Source organism: Rugamonas sp. (genome assembly GCF_025354735.1).
GTDB lineage: Bacteria > Pseudomonadota > Gammaproteobacteria > Burkholderiales > Burkholderiaceae_D > Rugamonas.
Genome location: NZ_JANXMI010000230.1, coordinates 50,649 through 70,400 on the forward strand (window position 1 = coordinate 50,649; position 19,752 = coordinate 70,400).

At 63.1% G+C, this 19,752-nt stretch carries 16 protein-coding genes and 1 pseudogene; 13 read left to right on the plus strand and 4 right to left on the minus strand.

The window, feature by feature from the left end; all coding sequences use genetic code 11:
• Positions 1 to 23 precede the first annotated feature (23 nt).
• Positions 24 to 629 carry a PadR family transcriptional regulator gene (locus tag Q0S71_RS18730; RefSeq protein WP_295999238.1) on the minus strand — a complete coding sequence of 202 codons (606 nt, stop codon included), beginning with the start codon at positions 627 to 629 and terminating at the stop codon, positions 24 to 26.
• A gap of 155 nt (positions 630 to 784) precedes the next feature.
• Between Q0S71_RS18730 and Q0S71_RS18735 the strand changes: the two genes are divergently transcribed.
• From Q0S71_RS18735 to Q0S71_RS18790, 12 genes and pseudogenes are all read left to right on the plus strand, one after another.
• A complete protein-coding gene (locus Q0S71_RS18735) occupies positions 785 to 1,891 on the plus strand; it encodes an efflux RND transporter periplasmic adaptor subunit (protein WP_295999241.1) in 1,107 nt (368 codons plus the stop codon).
• Positions 1,888 to 4,998: an efflux RND transporter permease subunit gene (locus tag Q0S71_RS18740; protein WP_295999244.1), complete on the plus strand. Its 3,111-nt coding sequence runs from the start codon at positions 1,888 to 1,890 to the stop codon at positions 4,996 to 4,998. Before Q0S71_RS18735 ends, Q0S71_RS18740 begins: the two co-directional genes overlap by 4 nt.
• A pseudogene (locus tag Q0S71_RS18745) lies at positions 4,995 to 6,496 on the plus strand (efflux transporter outer membrane subunit). The gene Q0S71_RS18740 and the pseudogene Q0S71_RS18745 overlap by 4 nt, the downstream one beginning before the upstream one ends.
• A gap of 26 nt (positions 6,497 to 6,522) precedes the next feature.
• Positions 6,523 to 7,431 carry an NAD(P)H-binding protein gene (locus tag Q0S71_RS18750; protein WP_295999249.1) on the plus strand — a complete coding sequence of 303 codons (909 nt, stop codon included), beginning with the start codon at positions 6,523 to 6,525 and terminating at the stop codon, positions 7,429 to 7,431.
• Between the two features lie 26 nt (positions 7,432 to 7,457).
• Positions 7,458 to 7,799 carry a YciI family protein gene (locus tag Q0S71_RS18755; protein ID WP_295999250.1) on the plus strand — a complete coding sequence of 114 codons (342 nt, stop codon included), beginning with the start codon at positions 7,458 to 7,460 and terminating at the stop codon, positions 7,797 to 7,799.
• 2 nt (positions 7,800 to 7,801) lie between these two features.
• Positions 7,802 to 9,304 carry a hypothetical protein gene (locus Q0S71_RS18760; protein WP_295999285.1) on the plus strand — a complete coding sequence of 501 codons (1,503 nt, stop codon included), beginning with the start codon at positions 7,802 to 7,804 and terminating at the stop codon, positions 9,302 to 9,304.
• A 239-nt stretch (positions 9,305 to 9,543) separates the two neighbouring features.
• Positions 9,544 to 10,842 (plus strand): MATE family efflux transporter, encoded by a 1,299-nt coding sequence (locus Q0S71_RS18765; RefSeq protein WP_295999257.1) that lies wholly within the window; start codon positions 9,544 to 9,546, stop codon positions 10,840 to 10,842.
• A gap of 186 nt (positions 10,843 to 11,028) precedes the next feature.
• Positions 11,029 to 11,529 carry a hypothetical protein gene (locus Q0S71_RS18770; protein WP_295999260.1) on the plus strand — a complete coding sequence of 167 codons (501 nt, stop codon included), beginning with the start codon at positions 11,029 to 11,031 and terminating at the stop codon, positions 11,527 to 11,529.
• 190 nt (positions 11,530 to 11,719) lie between these two features.
• Positions 11,720 to 12,133, plus strand: coding sequence for a hypothetical protein (locus tag Q0S71_RS18775; protein ID WP_295999267.1), 414 nt, complete (start codon positions 11,720 to 11,722; stop codon positions 12,131 to 12,133).
• Between the two features lie 196 nt (positions 12,134 to 12,329).
• Complete coding sequence (locus Q0S71_RS18780; protein ID WP_295999270.1) at positions 12,330 to 13,259, plus strand: LysR family transcriptional regulator; 930 nt, start codon at positions 12,330 to 12,332, stop codon at positions 13,257 to 13,259.
• Positions 13,260 to 13,493: 234 nt separating this feature from the next.
• Positions 13,494 to 14,912, plus strand: coding sequence for an amidase (locus Q0S71_RS18785; protein ID WP_295999273.1), 1,419 nt, complete (start codon positions 13,494 to 13,496; stop codon positions 14,910 to 14,912).
• An 84-nt stretch (positions 14,913 to 14,996) separates the two neighbouring features.
• Positions 14,997 to 16,109: an alkene reductase gene (locus Q0S71_RS18790; RefSeq protein ID WP_295999276.1), complete on the plus strand. Its 1,113-nt coding sequence runs from the start codon at positions 14,997 to 14,999 to the stop codon at positions 16,107 to 16,109.
• A 217-nt stretch (positions 16,110 to 16,326) separates the two neighbouring features.
• Here the strand turns inward: Q0S71_RS18790 and Q0S71_RS18795 are convergent, their stop codons facing one another.
• The 3 genes from Q0S71_RS18795 to Q0S71_RS18805 all read right to left on the minus strand — a co-directional run bounded on the left by Q0S71_RS18795 (position 16,327) and on the right by Q0S71_RS18805 (position 18,842).
• The gene (locus tag Q0S71_RS18795; RefSeq protein WP_295999277.1) at positions 16,327 to 16,770 is read right to left on the minus strand and encodes a DUF6641 family protein; all 444 of its coding nucleotides are present in this window, start codon (positions 16,768 to 16,770) and stop codon (positions 16,327 to 16,329) included.
• Positions 16,771 to 16,863: 93 nt separating this feature from the next.
• Positions 16,864 to 18,303, minus strand: coding sequence for a hypothetical protein (locus Q0S71_RS18800; RefSeq protein ID WP_295999279.1), 1,440 nt, complete (start codon positions 18,301 to 18,303; stop codon positions 16,864 to 16,866).
• Positions 18,303 to 18,842 carry a hypothetical protein gene (locus Q0S71_RS18805; RefSeq protein ID WP_295999282.1) on the minus strand — a complete coding sequence of 180 codons (540 nt, stop codon included), beginning with the start codon at positions 18,840 to 18,842 and terminating at the stop codon, positions 18,303 to 18,305. Before Q0S71_RS18805 ends, Q0S71_RS18800 begins: the two co-directional genes overlap by 1 nt.
• 319 nt (positions 18,843 to 19,161) lie before the next feature.
• Between Q0S71_RS18805 and Q0S71_RS18810 the strand changes: the two genes are divergently transcribed.
• Positions 19,162 to 19,728 (plus strand): site-specific integrase, encoded by a 567-nt coding sequence (locus tag Q0S71_RS18810; RefSeq protein ID WP_295999283.1) that lies wholly within the window; start codon positions 19,162 to 19,164, stop codon positions 19,726 to 19,728.
• The last annotated feature ends 24 nt before the right edge of the window (positions 19,729 to 19,752 follow it).

The window sequence follows — 19,752 nt, forward strand, 5'->3', positions numbered from 1 at the left end:
CGGCGACATGGCCGTCGGCTGCTTCAGTCCGGCCGCAGCGCGATCATTTGCGCCACTTCATCGCACCAGTCGACATAGGCCTGCTCGGCCAGCACGCCGCGCCGGGTCACCATCAGCGCCCCCAGCTGCGCCTGCGTCAACCCCGCTTGCCGCGCCAGGAAGAACTCAAGCTGGGCCTGGTGGCCGGCGCGCACTTCGGCGATCTGCCGTAGCGCGACGTCGCGCGGCAGCAGGTCGAAGCACAGCACCCGCAGTATCTGCTCGTCCTTGATGGCGGGGCGCGGCGACGCGTTCGCCACCCAGGCCGTCAACCTTTCCCTACCCTGATCCGTGATGCTGTAGATGGAACGCTTGGGTCCGCGCGTGCCGGGCAGGCGTTCGGCTTCGACCCATGCTTCATTCTGCAATTCGCGCAGGGCAGGGTAGACGGAACTGTGTTCCACCGCCCAGCAATGCTGGCCCACCATCTGTAGCCACTTGGTCAGCTCGTAACCGGAGCGCGGCTCGTTGTAGATGCCGGCCAGCAGCACATAGTGCAGCGCCTTTTCCTTGACCGGCTTGGCGTTCTTGCTGGCACTCTGCGCTTCCATCTTCGTTTCCATCTTCGCTTCTATCTTCGTTGCACTCATACCTTCGACTCCCTGATGGCCTGCGGCGGGCGCAGCTTGACTATGTTTTTTTTGACATAGTCAAAAAACCGTGTCACTATGTATTTTTCCACATACAGAATTTTATCATGAATGACGTTCCGTCCCTCTTGATAAAACCTACACGCGAGAACCCGATGTCCACCATTTTCAACCGTCCGCCGCAGCGCCGCGCGGCCAGCGCCGCCATCTTGCTGGCCGTCGCCGCGCTGACCGCCTGCAGCAAACCGGCTCCGCCTCCACCAGCGACGGCCAAAGTGGCCTGGTTCACGGCGGCGCCGGCCGGCGCCGACAGCGCCAGCTTCACCGGTGTGGTCCACGCCCGCACCGAAAGCAATCTGGGCTTCCGCGTCGCCGGCAAGATCGTCGAGCGCCTGGCCGATCCCGGCGACACCGTGCGCAAGGGCCAGCCCCTGATGCGGCTCGATCCGACCGACTATGTGCTGGCCTCCGGCGCCGCCCACGCGGCCGTCGACGCGGCGCTGGCGCGCCAGGCCCAGGCCGTGTCCGACGAAGCCCGTTTGCGCAAGCTGCTGAGCAGCGGCGCCGTCTCGACCCAGGCCTATGAACAAGCCAAGGCGGCGGCCCAGACCGCCAATGCCCAGGTCGAAGCCGAGCGCGCCCGCGCGCGCCAGACCGAGCATCAGAACGACTATGCGGTATTGCTGGCCGACGCGGACGGTGTCGTCATGGAAGTGCCGGCCGAGCCGGGGCAGGTGGTGGCCGCCGGCCAAACCGTGGTCAAGCTGGCGCGCCACGGCGCGCGCGAGGCGCTGGTCTACGTGCCGGAATCGGCGCTGGCGCTGGCCCGGCGTCCGGCGATGGCGGCTCTGTACGGCCAGCCCGGTCCGACCTTCGCGGCCAACTTGCGCGAACTGGCGTCGGTCGCCGACGCCCAGACCCGCACTTACCTGGCGCGCTACACGCTGGGCGGCGCCGCCGGCGCCGCGGCGCTGGGCGCCACCGTCACCGTGCGCCTGCAGGACGGCGCGGCGCCGCAGATCGGCGTGCCGGTCAGCGCCATCGTCGACCAGGGCCAGGGCCCCGGCGTGTGGGTGATCGACGCCAAAACGTCCACCGTCAGCCTGCGCGCCGTCAAGATCGCCCGCCTCGGCGAGGAGCAGGCGCGGCTGTCGCAAGGTCTGGAAGCGGGCGAGCGCGCGGTGGCCTTCGGCGGCCACCTGCTCAAGGCCGGCCAAAAGGTCGAGCTGCTGGCGCCGGTGAAAACGGGGCGCGGTTCATGAGCGGCTTTAACTTATCGGCCTTCGGGGTACGCGAACGCGCCGTCACGCTGTTCCTGATCGTCGCCATCGCCGTGGCCGGCGTGTTTTCCCTGCTGCGCCTGGGGCGCGCCGAAGACCCCAGCTTCGTGGTCAAGATCATGACGATTTCGGCGGTCTGGCCCGGCGCCACCGCCGAGGAAATGCAGCAGCAAGTGGCCGACCGCCTGGAAAAGCGTTTGCAGGAGCTGGAATTCTACGACCGCGTGGAGACGGCGGCGCGGCCCGGCCTGGTCACGATGAAGCTGTACCTGAAGGATTACGCGCTGCCGGACCAGGTGCCGGAACAGTTTTACCAGGCCCGCAAAAAGCTCGGCGACGAGGCGCTGAACCTGCCGCGCGGCGTGGTCGGCCCCCTCATCAACGATGAATATTCCGCCGTGTATTTCTCGCTGTTCTCGCTGGTCGGCAAGTCCGTGCCGCACCGCCAGCTGGTGTTGCAGGCCGAAGACGTGCGCCAGCGCCTGTTGCGCGTGCCCGGCGTGCAGAAGATCAACATCCTCGGCGAGCAGCAGCAAAAGATTTTCGTCGAGATTTCCTACCAGCGCCTGGCCACCCTGGGCATCAAGGCCCAGGCCGTGATCGATGCGCTGGCCAGGCAAAACAACGTCACCTCCGCCGGTTTCGTGGAAACCAGCGGCCCGCGCGTGCAACTGCGGCTCGACGGCGCCATCGACAGCGTCGAGACCGTCAAGGCCATACCCATCGCCGCCGGCGAGCGCACGCTCAAGCTGGGCGACGTGGCCGACGTCAAACGCGGCTATGAAGACCCGGCCAGCTATGCGATCCGCACCCAGGGCGAAGCGGCGCTGATGCTGGCCATCGTCATGAAAAAAGGGCAAAACGGCCTGGAGCTGGGCAAGGCGCTGGCGGCCGAGGAAAACGATTTGCGCGCCACGCTGCCGACCGGCATCGTGTTGAGCAAGGTGTCCGACCAGTCGCAGGCCATCGACGCCTCGGTCGACGAGTTCATGATTAAATTCGTCGTCGCGCTGGCGGTGGTGATCGTGGTCAGCCTGGTCACGCTGGGCTTCCGCGTCGGGCTGGTGGTGGCCGCCGCCGTGCCGCTGACGCTGTCGGCCGTCTTCGTCATCATGCTGGCCACCGGGCGCGACTTCGACCGCATCACGCTGGGCGCGCTGATCCTCTCGCTCGGCCTGCTGGTCGACGACGCCATCATCGCCATCGAAATGATGGTGGTGAAAATGGAAGAGGGCATGGACCGCGTGGCCGCCGCCACCTACGCCTGGGGCGCCACGGCCGCGCCCATGTTGTCGGGCACGCTGCTCACCATCATCGGCTTCCTGCCGGTCGGCTTCGCCCGCTCCACGGCCGGCGAATACGCCGGCAACATCTTCTGGGTGGTGGCGTTCTCGCTGATCGCCTCGTGGTTCGTGGCGGTGCTGTTCATTCCCTACATGGGCGTGCAGCTGCTGCCGCAAATACCGGTCAAGCAAGGCGGCCATGAGGCCATCTACGCCACCAAGAACTACCAGCGCCTGCGCGCCATGGTGCGCGGCTGCGTCGACCACAAATGGCTGGCCGCCGGCGTCACGCTGGCCTTGCTGGTGCTGGCCATCGTCGGCATGGGCCGGGTGCAGAAACAGTTCTTCCCCAATTCCGAGCGGCCCGAGCTGACCATCGAGGTCAACCTGCCGCCCGGCAGCGCCTTCGCCGCCACCGACGCCGTGCTGCGCCGGCTCGAAGCGGCCATCGGCGCCGAGTCGGAAGCGAAAATCGTCTCCGGCTACGTCGGCGCCGGCGCGCCGCGCTTCTTCCTGTCGGCCAATCCGGAACTGCCCAACCCGGCGTTCGGCCAGGTCATCGTGCTGACCGACGGCCCGGCCGCGCGCGACGCGCTCAAGCTGAAGATCCGCAAGATGGTGGCCGACGGCCGCTTCACCGAGGCGCGCGTGCGCGTCAGCCAATTCCTGTTCGGCCCGCCCGTGCCCTATCCGGTGCTGTTCCGCGTCGTCGGCCCCGACCTCGACCAGGTGCGCGGCATCGCCGTCAAGGTGCGCGCGGTCATGGAGCGCAACGCCGACATGCTCGACGTCCACCTCGACTGGGGCAACCGCACGCCGACGCTGCATCTGGCGCTGGACCAGGAACGCCTGCGCCAGGTCGGCCTCAATCCGCGCGACGCCGCCACCCAGTTGCAGGCGCTGCTCAACGGCGCGCCCGCCACCCAGCTGCGCGAAGGCCTGCGCTCGGTCGACGTGCTGCTGCGCAGTCCGCGCCGCGAAGGGCAGAGCCTGGACGGCATCGGCAACCTGACGCTGACCACCGACAACGGCGGCACGGTGCCGCTGTCGCAGGTGGCAAGGCTGGAGCCGGCCATGGAGGACGCCGTGCTCAAACGCTACAACCGCGAATCCTACATCGCCGTGCAGGGCGACGTGCGCGACGGCGTGCAGCCGCCCGACGTCACCAAGGCGCTGCTGCCGCAGCTCGAAGCGCTGAAGGCCGCGTTGCCGACGGGATACCGCATCGACACCGGCGGCGCCGTCGAGGAAAGCGCCAAGGCCAATCTGGCGCTGGCCAAGCTGTTCCCGCTGATGATAATCCTGATGCTGGTGGTCATCATGTTCCAGGTGCGCTCCTTCGCCACGATGTGGATGGTGTTCGCCACCGCGCCGCTGGGCTTGGTCGGCGCGGTGCCGGCGCTGCTGGCGTTCGGCAAGCCCTTCGGCTTCACCGCCATCCTGGGCTTGATCGGCCTGGCCGGCATCCTGATGCGCAACACGCTGATCCTGGTCGACCAGATCCGCCACGACCGCGACGCCGGCCTGTCGGCCTACGAAGCGGTGGTGGAGTCGACGGTGCGCCGGGCCCGCCCGGTGATCCTGACGGCGGCGGCGGCCATGCTGGCCTTCATCCCGCTGACCCATTCCAGCTTCTGGGGGCCGCTGGCCTACGTGCTGATCGGCGGCGTCGGCGTCGGCACCTTGCTGACGCTGCTGTTCCTGCCGGCCTTGTATTCGCTGTGGTTCAAGGTGAGCCGCACCGCCGCGCCGGCCGCCCAGCCCGACCCGCTCGATTCCCGTTCCGCCACCCAGGAGGCCGCATGACGCGCCGTAATCGATACACACTGCCGCTGGCGCTGACGGCGCTGCTGCTGGCCGGCTGCTCGCTGGCGCCGACCTATGAAAGGCCGGCTCTGCCGGTCGCCGCGGCCTGGCCCGAGGCCGGCGCCGGCGCGGCCGACGGCGCGGCCGCCGCGCACGACATCGCCTGGCAGGATTTCTTCCGCGACCCGGAGCTCAAGCGCATCATCGCGCTGGCGCTGGAACACAACCGCGACCTGCGCGTGGCCGTGCTGAACGTCGAACGCGCCCGCGCCCTGTATCAGGTCCAGTCGGCGGACCGCCTGCCCTCGCTCAACGCCGGCCTGTCCGCCGCCAGCCAGCGCGTGCCCGACCGGGTCACGCCGGGCGGGTTCGGCGGCCTCGGGCGCGACTACAGCGCCGGCGTCGGCCTGCCCTCGTTCGAGGTCGACCTGTTCGGCCGCGTGCGCAACCTGAGCCAGGCCGCGCTGGAACGCTACGCCGCCACCGGCGAAGCGCGGCGCAGCGTCCAGATCAGCCTGATCGGCGAAGTGGCGACGGTCTACGAAGCGGTGCTGGCCGACCAGCGCCTGCTGGAGCTGAGCCGTCAAACCCAGGCCAGCCGCGGCGAATCGCATCAGCGCCAACGCCAGCTGTTCGAGCAGGGCGCCAGTTCCGAATACGATCTGCGCCAGTCCGAATCGCTGCTCGAAGCGGTCAACGTGGCGCTGGCGCAAAACACGCGCCAGCGGGCCCGCGACGACAACGCGCTGACGGTGCTGATCGGCCAGTCGCTGACGGCCGGCCAGTCGCCCACGCCGGCCGCCCGGCAAGCCGGCCCGCAAGCCGTGCAGCTATCCGACCACGTCATGGCGGACTTGCCTGCCGGCCTGCCGTCGGACCTGCTGGCGGCGCGGCCCGACATACGCCAGCAGGAAGCCGTGCTGCGCGCGGCGAACGCCAACATCGGCGTGGCGCGCGCCGCTTTCTTCCCGCGCATCACGCTGACCGGCTCGTTCGGCTCGGCCAGCAACGAGCTGTCCGGCCTGTTCGATGCCGGCAGCCGCCCTGGAGTTTCCTGCCGCAGCTGACGCTGCCCCTCTTCGACGGCGGCCGCAACCGCGCCAACCTGGGCGTGGCCCGGGCCGAGCGCGACATCGCCGTGGCGCAGTACGAGAAGACCATCGAACTGGCCTTCCGCGACGTCGCCGACGCGCTGGCCGGCCGCGCCACGCTGACCGAAGAATTACGCGCCGTGCGCGCCCAGGAACAGGCCGAGCAGGTCCGCTTCGACCTGGCCAGGCTGCGCTACGACGGCGGGCAATCGAGCTATCTCGACTATCTCGATGCGCAGCGCTCGCTGTTCGCCGTGCAGCAGCAAGCCATCCGTACCGCCCTGGCCGAAGTGCAGAACCGCATCAGCCTGTACAAGGCGCTGGGCGGCGGCTGGCGGACCGACCCCGCGAACGCCGCCGGCACGCCCACCACGGCGGTGGCGGCCGGCGCAGCGGGCAATTCCTGACCCTCACCCTCTCATAAGGAAACATCATGACCACGGAAACCATCCTCATCACCGGCGCCGCCGGCAGCGTCGGCTCCACCTCGCGCGTGGCGATCGGCCTGTTGCTGGAACAGGGCCACCGCGTACGCGCCATGGTGCGCACGCTCGACGACCGCGCCGAATCGCTGCGCGCCATGGGCGCCGAAGTGGTGGTCGCCGACATGCTCGACATCATCGCCGTGCGCGCCGCGATGGCGGGCTGCTCCGTCGTCTATTTCACGATGTCGATTTCGCCCACCTATCTGGAAGCGGCCACCAACGTCGCCGCCGTGGCGAAAAGCCTGGGCGTGCAAGCCTTCGTCAACCTGTCGCAGATGACGGTGTCGCAGATGAGCGATACCGCCACCACCACCAGCCCGCAGCAAAAGCAGCACTGGCTGGCCGAGCAGATGTTGCGCTGGTCCGGCCTGCCGGTGGTCTATTTGCGTCCGACCGCCTTCTTCGACGGCATGTTCCTGGTGCAGGGCGCCAAGGGCATCCGGGACGACAACGTCATCCGCCTGCCTTTCGCCGACGGCAAGACCTCGCCCATCGCCGGCAGCGACGTCGGCGCCGCTGCGGCCGTCGTGCTGGCCGATCCGGCGCCGCACATCGGCAAGGTCTACGAGCTGACCGGTCCGGCGTCGCTGACGCTGGCCGAGATCGCGCAGCAATTCAGCATCGCCCTGGGCCGCACTATCGACTACGTCAACGTGCCGCCGGCGATGTGGGAAGCCAAGCTGCGCGAGATGCAACTGCCGCCGCATTTGCTGGCCCATCTGGCCACGATGGCCCAGCTCCATCGCGACAATCAATATGACCGCCTGACCCACACCTTCGAGCAACTGGTCGGGCGCGCCCCGATCTCGGCCGCCGAATTCGCGCGCCGGCACGCCGTCGATTTCACGCCCGCCTGATAAACGCCCCTTCTACGAAGACCATCATGGAATTTGTTCTGACTTTTCAACAACCGGCCGACATCGGTCTGGCGTACGCCGACCCGGTCCAGGGACCGGAAATCTCGCGTGCATGGGGGGAGTACATGGGCGCCATGGCGACCGCCGGCGTCCTGCGCAGCGGCAAGCAGTTCGACGCCGGCAACGCCAGCGCCGTCAGCGTCCGCGAAGGGCGGCGCGTGGTGCGCCACGCCGTCGCCCCGGATGCCGCGCATATTCCCGGCGGCTATGTCGTCATCGACGTCGGCACGCTGGAAGAGGCGCTGATGTGGGCCGAGCGCAGCCCCAGTTCGGTGCGGGGATGCACGGAAGTATGGCCGGGCAAGTGAGCATGCGACCGTTCATCGGCCTGGCCGCGCTGTCGCTGGCCGCCATGGTGCAGGCGCTCCCGGCGAACGCCGCCGCGCCGGCCGAGTACGCGCTGACCGTCAAGCCGCTGCTCGGCGCCGACGGCAAGGTCGGCGCCCTCGACGTGCGGGAAGCGTTGCAGCCTGCCGCGCTGCCGCGCGACGGACTACCTTTGCGCCTGCGCGCCGCGCTCTCGACGTTCGGCGTGAAAGCCATCGCCGCCAGGGTGGAGCGGCTGGAAGTGAGCGACGCGGCCGGCGCCGTGGCCATGCTGGCCAGCGACGACGCGCCATCGGGCCGGCCGGACGGCGCTTATCGGCACTGGCAGGCCGCGCGGCAAGTGTCCGGCCCGGTCCTGATCCGCTACCGCATCGCCACCCAGGCGGTCGATGAGCAGGGCGGGCCGCCCTTCGGCATGAAGGCGGCCGGCGGCGGCGTGGCGGGCAGCGGTCGCGGCTTTCTCGTGCTGCCCGAGAATGCGGCGAGCACGTCGACGCTGATGCGCTGGGACTTGTCGGACCTGGCGGCCGGATCGGTCGGCGTCATCACCGCCGGCGAAGGCGAGACCGTCGTCGCCGGGCCGCCGCAGGAAATGCTGGAACTGTGGATGCTGGCCGGACCGGCCGCGCCATACCGCTCCGTCCGCTCGCCGTCCTTCAACGCCTATGTGCTGGGCCAGCCGCCCTTCGACGCGGCCGCCATGCTGGACTGGGCCAACCGCTCCTACGCCTATCTGGCCGAGTCCTTGCAATATCTGGGGGCGCCGCCGTACCGGCTGTTCATGCGCACGCTCGACGGACCGTCCTTCGCCACCGGGACGGCGCGGCACGACGGCGGGGGCAGCCTGATTACGCTCGGCGAGCGCTATTCCAAAAATCAAGACCTCGACTATCTGCACACCGTGATCTTTCACGAGATGACGCATCAGTGGGTGGGGCAATTCGACAGCGCCGCGCCATGGTTTTCCGAAGGGCTGACGACTTATCTGTCGGCGGTCCTGCCGTGTCGCGCGGGCATAGAGGAGCCAGCTTATTGCGCGGCCAGCATCAACAGCTCGACGCACACTTATTACGAAAGCGATGGCCGCAACTGGCCGCTGTCGCGCATCAGCGCGTCGGGCAGCGAAAACGTGCGGCGCGCGCCTTACGGTCGCGGCATGTTGTATTTCGCCATGCTGGACGCCCAGGTCCGCGACAAGTCGCAAGGCGCCAGGGGCCTGGAAGCGCTGCTGTTGCCGCTGTTCCAGGCCCGGCAAAAGGGCTTGCAGCTGAACGACGCGGCCTGGGAAAGCATGCTGGCGCGCGAACTCGGCGCGCAGGCGGTCGCCGAGTTCCGCGCCTCGGTGGTCGAGGGCGACGTCACGCTGATTCCGCCGTCCGACGCTTTCGGACCCTGCCTGGCCCGTTACCGCGCGCACTGGCTTGCCGAGGGAAGCGCCAAGCCGGTCGACGGCTACGAGTGGCGTCCGGTGGCCTGCCAGCGCTAGTCGGGCGGCAGTCAGGCGCTAGTTATGACGTGGTTAGGCCGTGCTCTAGCCAGCTCCTCCGGCCGGGTGGCCAGCCATCCCCGGTCCGAATCCAGATAGCCCATTCGGGCGGCCAGCGCCGCCCCTTTTTTTCACTTTCACCATCACAAAAAATCATGCCAAAAATCGTATCCATCCAAGGCCGGGAAACTTCCCGGGACGAGGACGCCGTACCCTTTAACCACCTTTTGCACGGACCAGTGCTATCGACGCTGATCCGCCTCGCGCTGCCGACGGTCATCGTCCTTTTCATGACCACGGTGCTCAGCGTGGCCGAAACCTATTTCGTGAGCGGCCTCGGCATGGAAGCCATCGCCGGCGCCTCGCTGGTGGTCCCCGTCATGATGCTGATGTCGATGGTGTCCAACGGCGGCATCGGCGGCGGCGTATCGTCGGCCATCGCGCGGGCGCGCGGTGCCGGCCGGCAGCAAGAGGCGGAAAGTCTGGCCTGGCACACGGTCGTCATCGGCGTCGTCGCCGGCGGCTTGTTCACCGTGGCGATGCTGCTCGGCGGCCCGGCCCTGTATCGCGGCCTCGGCGGCAGCGGCCGCTCGCTGGACCAGGCCGTGCTGTACTCGACCATCCTGTTTGCCGGCGCGATTCCGTTCTGGACCCTGATGCTGCTGCAAGCGGCCTTGCGCGGCGCCGGCAACGTGAAAATACCGGCCCTGGTCATGCTCGGCGGCGTGGCCGCCGGCCTGGTGCTGTCGCCGGTGCTCATCATGGGCTGGCTGGGCGCGCCGCGCATGGGGATCGCGGGCGCCGGCTTGGCCCAGGTCCTGTGCAATATCGGCGCTTTGGCCATCGTGGTGCGCTACATGCGCTCGGGCGCGTCGACCTTGCGGCTGCGCCTGTATCCGCTGCGGCGCGCGCACTTCAGCGCCATCCTCGGCATCGGCCTCATGTCGGCGATCAACGCCATCATGGCCGCCTTGTCGATCACCGCCTTGACGGCGGCGGCCGGCGCCGTTGGCGTCGCCGCGATCGCCGGCTACGGCATCGCCTCGCGGCTCGACATGCTGCTGGTGCCGGTGATGTTCGGCTTCGGCACCGCCGCCATCACGCTGGTGGGAACCAGTCTCGGCGCGGGCGATGTGGCCCGGGCGCGCCGCATCGCGATCGTCAACGTCGTGTTTGTCGCCGCCGTGGTCGGGGTCATCGGCCTGGTCGTATCGATGTTCCCCCAGCTGTGGCTGGGCTTGTTCACCAGCGACGCCACGGTACTGGCCGTCGGTGCGCAATACCTGCATATCGTGGCGCCGTTCTACGCCGTCACCGCGGTGATTTTCGAACTCTATTTTGCCGGGCAGGGCGCCCAACGCATAGCCTGGCCCATGACGGCCAGCGTGGTGCGCTTTGCGTTCGCCCTGCTCGCGATGGTGTTGGTGATCCAGGGCTACGCCAGCCTGACGACGGCCTTCGTCCTGGTCGCCGCCAGCATCGTGGTCGCGGCGACGATCAGCTTGACGGGATTTTTCCGGACCCGCTGGGGGCAATAAAGAGCGATGGTCGCGGCGGCGCGCAGGTACCGGGTTAAAAAGCTTGCGGTAGTTAGAGTTTATGTGTAATCTAATTATAGTTAAATGTCGAACTCTAAAAGCTGGCGCTGATGGCCTCCCTGGAGTTCAATAATTCCGAAAATTAATATTACATCATCAATTGATTACAAGTTACTGGAGCCTCACATGCAAACCGAACGAGACCTTGCCACCCTGATTCCCTTCGCAGCGAGCGTGACCTTCGGCTTGCTCGCTTGGGGCGCCGTCATCATGAATTATGTCTGGCCGCGCATGCGCACCCTCGCGCTCGAAGCGGCAGTGCGTCCGCTGCTGCATCTGCACCTGTTCCGCTTCATGGGCCTGGCATTCATCATCCCCGGCGTGGCTGGCCTCCATCTCACACCCGAGTTCGCCATGCCGGCCGCCTACGGCGACCTGATTTCCATGGGCCTGGCATGGCTCGCCCTGTTCGCCACCGGCAGCCGCTACGCGCGTCCCGCCCTGTGGGTGTTCAACGTGTGGGGATTCGGCGACCTGTTGTTCGCCTTCTATCAGGGCACGATAGGCGTGGGCATCGAGCCGGCCGCACTGGGCGCCACGTGGTTCATCCCGACCGTGTTCGTGCCCCTGCTCATGTTGTCCCATGTGCTGATGATCGTGAAGTTGGTCCGCGCTCCGCAGGCCTGAACAGGAACGTCGAGTTACCTTGGCGCTAGGCTGAGAGCCGCCCCCGTGCCACCGCCCCGCACAGCAACCGCACAAATTTTCAATTTGGGCTTGCAGTAAAATTTTACTGTGCGACAATCCATAAAGTTTCCCAAGGGAATTTTATACGGCGCACTTTGGCTGTTGCCGCTTCACTACAAGGAGGTGTGATATGGGCTGGTACGAATCTCTTGTCGATAGCATCGAGTCCGTAGGTCGTGGCATCGATAGAGCGGTGACGGGGACCATTGACGTGGTCGGTGGCGGACTGGACTCTGCCATTGATACCGTCAAGGAAAACCCGGGAAAGTCCGCCTTCTTTGCAGCCGCCGCAGTCGCTACCGGAGGCGTTGCTTTAGCGGCGGCACCGGCGATCGGCGCAGCTGCGAGTGCCGCAGGTCTCGGCGTGGCGGGCGGCACCTTGAGTGGCGCAGCTGCAAGTTCAGCTGGCTTGGCGGCGATAGGCGGCGGAAGTCTGGCCAGCGGCGGCGGCGGAATGCTGTTAGGGACGCAAATTATTACAGCGACAGGCGCGGCAGGGGGAGCGGCGGTGTCTGGTAGCTTTCTGAAAATGCAATCAAAATAAAAAGCCGGGGCAACCTTTTCGGCCGCGATCTGGCGGTTTTCATCGGCCTTGATTTTTAAGATCGCCGGAGCTTCTTATGCTTTTATGACGCTGGCGAAAGAAATCATATAAACGATATAAATAATATGTATCGTATTGCTTGGCGGGCTGTTGTCTCTCTAGCCATGTATTATTCAAAAAAAGCTAAGGAGTTATTTTGGATAGTCTGCATGCAATACGTATCTTCGCCCGCGTTGTCGAGACCGGGAGCTTTACGAAAGCGGCCGATACGCTCGATATACCCTTGGCGACGGCCAGTAAATTGGTGCATGGCCTGGAAGCGCAACTGGGCATTAAATTACTTCAGCGTACGACCCGCAACGTGACCGTTACTGTCGACGGCGAGGCTTACTACGACAGCACGGTGCACCTGGTTCGGCAGCTCGACGAGGTCAACAGTTCCTTCGGCACCAATCACGCCCGCCCGATGGGTAAGATCCGGGTCGACACCAGTGCCTCGCTGGCGAGCAGTTTGCTGATACCGGCCTTGCCGGGTTTCCACGAACGTTATCCCGATATCGAGATAGACCTGAGCGTGGGCGACCGTACGACGTCGATGATGATAGAAAACGTCGACTGCGCCATCCGCGGCGGCCCGCTGTACGATGACACGCTCGTCGCCAAACCGGTGGGCGGCGCGGCGTTCATGACTTGCGCCTCACCCGGGTATCTGGAACGGTACGGTACACCGCAGAGTCCCCTCGATATCGCGTCGCACCATCGTTTGGTCGGTTTCGTTTCCGCCCGAACGGGACGCCTGGTGCCGGCTACTTTCGGCGAAGGGGCGGCGCTCGTCGAGGTCGTACCGAACGCATTCCTGACCGTCAACGAAGGCAATGCCCATCTGGCCGCCGGCCTGGCGGGCGTGGGTATTATTCACAGTTTTGAATTCAAGGTACGCCCCTATCTGGCGTCCGGGCAGCTGCTGCCTATTCTGGAGTCCTGGCGGCCGGCGGCCTATCCTTATCACGTGGTGTTCCCGCAGAATCGTCACCTTAGTCAGCGTTTGCGCTTGTTCATCGATTGGCTGATCGAAACGTTCGGCGATCTGGACCGCAAGCCGAATAGGCCCGTTCCCCGTCTCTGACCGCAACGTTGCACTGCGCCCCATCGCTCATCCGGCCGCGAGCCGCCGGGAGCGCCAGGAGCGCGCTACGGCTCCCCGCCCACACCTCCGCGTCCCCGTCCATTCCTCTTCCGACTATCTCTAAACAGAGAAAGTGATTCCACCGTTGCGCGTTGTTTCAGCGTGCGCCGGGGCCTAGACTCGCCTCACGGTTTCCGAATGACTTTAATCCCCCACACTCCCGAGGAAGAAAAAATGAGCTCGAATAATGACAACGCTATCTACTACAAAGACGCCACCGAACTGGCCCGCCTGATCCGCACCAAGCAGTTGTCGTCGCGCGAAGTGGTGCAGTCGCACCTGGACCGCATAGTCGCGGTCAATCCGAAGATCAACGCCGTCGTCACCCTGATGGCGGAATCCGCCCTCAAGGGCGCCGATGCCGCCGATAAGGTGGTGGCCAACGGTGCCGAACTGGGCCCCTTGCACGGCGTGCCGTTCACGATCAAGGACACGCTCGACACGGCCGGCGTGCCGACGCAGCGCGGCTCGCGCCTGTTCCTCGGCCACATCCCCAAGCAGGACGCGACGGCGGTGGCGCGCTTCAAGGCGGTCGGCGGCATCGCGCTGGCGAAAACCAACATCCCGGAATTCGCCTCCTGGACCGAGAGCGATAACCTGGTCACGGGCCGTACCAACAATCCGTGGAACCTCGACCGCACGGCCGGCGGCTCGACCGGCGGCGAGGGCGCGATGATCGCCGCCGGCCTGTCGCCGATCGGCATCGGCAGCGATGTCGCCATCTCGGTGCGCGGCCCGGCCGCGTTCAACGGCATCGCCGCGCTGAAGGCCACGCATGGCCGCGTTCCCTACACCGGCCACTTCCCGACGGCGATGAGCAAATACTGGCATGTCGGTCCTATGGCCCGCACCGTCGGCGACGTCGCCCTCGGCTACCACATTTTGACCGGCGCCGACGGTATCGATCCCTACGCGGTCTACGCCAAGGACGCGCAGCCGGCCGACCCGCGCTACGCCGGCCGTCCGATCCGCGTCGGCTGGGTTTCGGACCAGGCTTTCGGCCCGGTCGACGCGGAAATCACCAACGCCGTCACGGCGGCGGCGATGCGTCTGCGCGAGCTCGGTTGCGACGTCGAGGAGGTCAGCCTGCCATTCATGGAAAAGGACTGGCTGACGCCGTTCTTCACGCTGTGGTACGGCGAGATGATCCCGTTCGCGCAAAAGCATGCCAAGGGCCGGGAAGATCAACTGCACGCTGTGCTGTCGGGCCTGGTATCGACGCCGCTGCCATCGTTGCTCGATTACGTCGACGCCGAAGCCAAGGTCGAGGAACTGAAGTCGGCCTTCGCCGGCTACTTCCAGAAGTACGACGTGCTGCTGTGCCCGGTCAATCCATTCACGGCGCCGCGCCATGCGCAGGACGAGGTCATGGTCAATGGCGTGCCGGTGTCGGCTTACAGCGTGATGAAGGCAACCTCGCCGTTCAACATGACGGGTCTGCCGGCGTTGTCGGTGCCGTATGCCTTCAGCTCCGAGCAACTGCCGATCAATATCCAGCTGGTGTCGCGCTGGCTCGACGAGGCGACCATCCTGCGTCTGGGCGCCCTGCTGGAGCGCAGCGGTGGCCTGGGCGACCGTCGCCCGAATATTTGAGCCGGTAGACGACCGCTTGCCTACGCCGCTCCGGCTGCGTATCGAACCTTTTATAACCCCGTATTTTTCTTGAAGAGGCATTTTATGTCAGCGCTTTTTACTCCCATTAAAGTTGGTCCATTTACGATGCAGCACCGTATTGTCATGGCGCCGCTGAGCCGTCTGCGCTCCGACGTCGGCGGTATGCCGACCGATCTGGCGGTCGAATATTACAGCCAGCGTGCGTCCGAGGGCGGACTGCTGGTGACCGAAGGCGTCTATATGGCCGAAGGCGGCAACGGCTATCTGGGCGTGCCCGGTATCAGCGACGATGGTCAGATCGCCGGCTGGAAAAAAATCACCGCAGCCGTGCATGCCAAAGGCGGCCTGATCTTCGCGCAGCTGTGGCATGTGGGCCGCGTGTCGCACTCCGACCATCAGCCCGATGGCGGCGCACCCGTGGCACCGTCGGCCGTGCCGTATGAAGGTGTGGCATTCACCAAGGACGGCTGGATTCCATCGACGCCGGCCCGCGCCTTGGAGACCGGTGAAATCGAAGCGCTGATAGTAGCGTATCGCAAGGCGACCGAGCGCGCCGTCGCCGCCGGTTTCGACGGCGTTGAAGTCCATTCCGCCAACGGCTACCTGCTCGATCAATTCCTGCAGGACGGCAGCAACAAGCGTAGCGATGCGTATGGCGGCAGCCTGGAGAACCGCAGCCGTTTCCTGCTCGAGGCGGTCGAGGCGGCGGCGTCGGTGATCGGCATGGACCGCGTCGGCGTGCGCATCTCGCCGAGCGGCGAATTCGGCGGCATGGCCGACAGCGATCCGCAAGCGCTGTTCACCCACGTCGCCCAGCAGCTCGACAAGCTGAACCTGGCGTATCTGCACCTGATCGAACCGCGCGTCTTTGGCAACGAGACCAATGAAAGCAAGGATCAGAAAATCCCGGTCGCCGCGCAGCTGATCCGCAAGCATTACAAGGGTTTGATTATCGCGGCCGGCGGTTTCACGCCGGAGTCCGCAGCGCAGATCATCGAAGCGGGCGACGCCGATCTGGTCGCCTTCGGCCGCCACTTCATCTCCAACCCGGACTTGCCGGCGCGGATACGCGCGAAGGCACAGCTTGCGGCGTACAACCGCGACACCTTCTACGGCGGCCAGGAAGCCGGTTATACCGATTATCCGTTCTTGGGCGCCAACGCCAAGGCGGCTTAAACCCGGCCTTGCAACGCGGTCCGGCTTTTGCCGGGCTTTTGGTCGGGGTGAGAGGATTCGAACCTCCGGCCTCTGCGTCCCGAAGAATGCGGATTTGGCACGGACACCGCATAAACACTGGCTCTTATGGTCGAGTACTACACTGCTGTACTACACTGACCAACTGCTGCAAATGTAAGAACACAGCAGCAGTTTCGGTCAGTTGATGGCCGGTCGATCACTTCTTAGCGAAGCCTTTGCGCAGAGTGCCGCTCATCACTTCGATCTGTGCGTCCAGCTCACCAGCCGAAACCGCAGCTTTCAGCGTTTCCAGCGTCGGGATCAGGTCAGCTTGCGCGGTCAGCTCGATAGCCACCTTACCCTTCGCCAGTTCCAGCGGCTTAGTGCCATACTTGACGACCAGACACAGTTTGCCGCTGTCGTCAGTGAACCACCACGGCTTTACGCGCTTCGGCATTTCAATGCGCTTGCTTTCGCCCGATTCTTTATCGGTGACGGTGCGGATGCGCGTTGGCGCATACACGCTGCCGTCTTGCTGGGCTTGGGCGTAAGCGACTTGTTCGATCAGTTTGGCGATCAGCATGTCACGACGACGTGCGATTGGCGATACAGGCGCAGGGCGTTTTGCGGTAACGATTTTCAAGCTGTTCAGCAGGGACATTTTTGCCATCCTTAGTAGTTGTTCACGTAAAGGATGGTGCGCTTATGTTGGTAAAAAATCAATAAAAATGTGAGGTATAAGTTGATGTTACATTTATTCTTTGTTGGACGAATGAGATCTCGTTAAGATGACATTTGCATCTGACAAGTAGCCAACACGGCCGAAGCATACGACACCGCGCCGCAGAAATGTGATGCCGATTTGACTCGGCCTAAAGGCACGCAGTTCTATTAGCTTCAGATCGATCTGACGTAACGGGAAGGTACGTGGAGATAGCACTTCTAGCCCGCATTCTTGGAGCACACGCGAAGGTACCTTATAGTCCTGTTCAACCAGCCCGAATATTGTCCAGCCACTGTTCACGGTCAGACCGAGCACCGTATTCTTTGTGTGATCGATCATCATTCGTGCCACGACAGTGCCGATAATGTTGCCGAAGATTACGGCTACCTGTGGGAGCGGAATTAAGGACTGTGCTGCCATTGAACACCCGATTCCCGAAGCCATTATAATTGCATCTTCAATAATTTTACCAGTGGCTACTTGCCAACTAATCTCGCCTCGTGTGGCGCGGATGGAGGTCGTAAAAACTGTTAGTGCTAGGCTTACAGCGGCGGCAACGCTGTTCGAGCTAAGCTGTTTCAGCCCGACTCCCATTAGCCCGGCCCGTGCCGTTGTGACGATAGCCGCCGACAGACTCGCCGCTAAACCAGAGCGGAGTAACGTGGTCAGCGTTTCGTGGCGCAACTGATCGAAATCATCTGCAGTCAATTCGCCACGCTTCCACGCCTTTTCGGCGATGTCGATTAAGTACGGCGCTGCATTTAGCGCTGCTGTAATCAGCGCTGCACGTGCCCCCGCTTTGGTCGACTCACGTAGGATGTCTTGCCATTCGATAATTTCTTCTAACGTTACACCGAAAGAAGTGCGGTCAATCTCTCCGTCTGCGCGTAGCTGCTCTACTAGTATCTTTGAGTCTGCTTCTTCTAACGGTAGAGAGTTCGAACCATCCAGACTTACAGAGTCTGAAACGGTTTCGGCGGTATGTCTATAGGCTTTTGCTAGTTCTGGTCGGTTGGCGGAGTGATACTCTGCTAAACGCTCCGAGTGGCGTCGTACATCCTCCAGTTGATCTGCGGGCACTACCTTCTGATCTAACTCGGAATAGTTTGGAGCGCTGATGGCCGTAGTGGTCTCCCGCGCGTTGCCGTAATATTTAAGCTGGGCATGTTCAACGGTAGATCCACAGACGGTAACGTCGTGCGGCGATTGGTCACGCGGTGTCGTGGCGGACAGATCCAGACTGCGCCGCGCCGCATCAACCCTAAAGCTTCCCTTATGCCAAGCTTCAGCTACGTCGCCCTTAGCGTAGTCGACTGACTTTTCGTTATTGGCTAGCAAGCGCATTCCAATAACTAGGTCTTCGATAGCCTCTTGAACGCTTACAGCATATGCTTCGCTTTGTTCACCGGCGTACTTAGATCCGTAATACTCTATAGCTGCACGGTAGTCGCGACGAAAGACCTCGGTCACTATATCTCCGCACCACTAACGAATACATCGAGTTCATAGTGTACGAAGCGAAGACATAGGTATTCATGCTGTAGCTTAACGTATTGTTCCTTACGTTTGCGCTCTTTGTTCGATGTCCATGGAATGAGTCGTTTGTCCGTAGCGCGAGCGCCTGTTGTAAAGTGGGGGAGCGAATGATTGCGTCCCATCGGGCCAGATTTTTTACCAAGAAGGATATCTACGGCAAACTCCAATGCGTTGAGCTCGTCGACGGACACCATTTCTATCGGAGCAATTTTAAGAACGGCCTTAGTGCCTTCGTAAGCACAACAGGTGCCGTATGTATTGAAACTCTCGACTAGACGATGGTCATAAATTTTAGAAATTTCGTTAGCACCGAGTATGATAACGGACTGCTTGCCTGTGAGTGTTGGCTCATTGTCTTGGTAAAACTGCTCCGTCCAAAATACAGCGGAATGGTTCGGGTGTTTTGATACAAGATCTTTTAATCGACTGGCGTAGATTTCAAGTGTCTTTTTTGCAACAATGACTATATGCATAACTGTACTTTCAAGAAGCTGCTGCGCGTATGTAAAATTTACCGATCCCAGCAAGTAGTCATTAACTTAAAAAGTTCTTAATTGAAATTGTAACACCTTTGACGGCCACGATGTCGCTTCAACGAACTATGACATGACAAGTGGAATATTGTTTTTTTAGCATAATATGCACATAATGTTAAAGCAAAGGAAATAGCGAAATCCTTAGATTTTCCGCTAGTCGATTGAAAATAAAGGTTTTTCTATAAAGTCATTATTCGGTTGATTTCTAAAACAAAAGGTTGCATCCTTAGACGCATTAAATCCTTTTGTTTTCGATATGGCACAGGCAAAAACACTCACAGAAAAAGAACTTAAGCGCATCCTTGCTTTCATTGCAATTAAACGGCACGCTGCACGAAATCGAGCAATGCTATTGATGACCCACTTGGCAGGTATGCGCGTAGGCGAGGTTGCTGCACTTCTGGTCAAGGACGTGCTGTCGGACGATGGCCGTGTTAGGCCGGAAGTTCGACTGTTGCCGGAACAGACAAAAGGCAGCCGGGCGCGAACGGTGTTCATAAATGAGCGTCTTCAAAAAGAACTGTCGGCCTACCTTGCTACCTTAAAGCGCGTGCAGCCAGACATGCCGTTGTTCTTCACGCAGAAGCGGTTGGCGTTCAGTGCCAATACGTTATGCCAGCACTTCCATTTCCTATACAAGGAAGCTGGAATCGATGGCGCTAGCAGCCATTCAGGTCGTCGAACTTTCATCACGAATCTGGCAAGTAAAGGCGTGGGTGTTCGCGTGCTGATGGCGCTGGCTGGACACCAGAACATTGCAACCACCCAGCGCTATATTGATGTGAATGACGACATGCAGCGTGTTGCTGTCGAATTGATCTAGTTGAATTGATCTGGTGTAATGCGG

What these genes read in the sequence shown, in the direction of transcription:
- Q0S71_RS18730 (WP_295999238.1), bottom strand. Translation starts at nt 629, where the DNA reads ATGAGTGCAACGAAGATAGAAGCGAAGATGGAAACGAAGATGGAAGCG.
- Q0S71_RS18735 (WP_295999241.1), top strand. Translation starts at nt 785, where the DNA reads ATGTCCACCATTTTCAACCGTCCGCCGCAGCGCCGCGCGGCCAGCGCC.
- Q0S71_RS18740 (WP_295999244.1), top strand. Translation starts at nt 1,888, where the DNA reads ATGAGCGGCTTTAACTTATCGGCCTTCGGGGTACGCGAACGCGCCGTC.
- Q0S71_RS18750 (WP_295999249.1), top strand. Translation starts at nt 6,523, where the DNA reads ATGACCACGGAAACCATCCTCATCACCGGCGCCGCCGGCAGCGTCGGC.
- Q0S71_RS18755 (WP_295999250.1), top strand. Translation starts at nt 7,458, where the DNA reads ATGGAATTTGTTCTGACTTTTCAACAACCGGCCGACATCGGTCTGGCG.
- Q0S71_RS18760 (WP_295999285.1), top strand. Translation starts at nt 7,802, where the DNA reads ATGCGACCGTTCATCGGCCTGGCCGCGCTGTCGCTGGCCGCCATGGTG.
- Q0S71_RS18770 (WP_295999260.1), top strand. Translation starts at nt 11,029, where the DNA reads ATGCAAACCGAACGAGACCTTGCCACCCTGATTCCCTTCGCAGCGAGC.
- Q0S71_RS18775 (WP_295999267.1), top strand. Translation starts at nt 11,720, where the DNA reads ATGGGCTGGTACGAATCTCTTGTCGATAGCATCGAGTCCGTAGGTCGT.
- Q0S71_RS18785 (WP_295999273.1), top strand. Translation starts at nt 13,494, where the DNA reads ATGAGCTCGAATAATGACAACGCTATCTACTACAAAGACGCCACCGAA.
- Q0S71_RS18790 (WP_295999276.1), top strand. Translation starts at nt 14,997, where the DNA reads ATGTCAGCGCTTTTTACTCCCATTAAAGTTGGTCCATTTACGATGCAG.
- Q0S71_RS18795 (WP_295999277.1), bottom strand. Translation starts at nt 16,770, where the DNA reads ATGTCCCTGCTGAACAGCTTGAAAATCGTTACCGCAAAACGCCCTGCG.
- Q0S71_RS18805 (WP_295999282.1), bottom strand. Translation starts at nt 18,842, where the DNA reads ATGCATATAGTCATTGTTGCAAAAAAGACACTTGAAATCTACGCCAGT.
- Q0S71_RS18810 (WP_295999283.1), top strand. Translation starts at nt 19,162, where the DNA reads ATGGCACAGGCAAAAACACTCACAGAAAAAGAACTTAAGCGCATCCTT.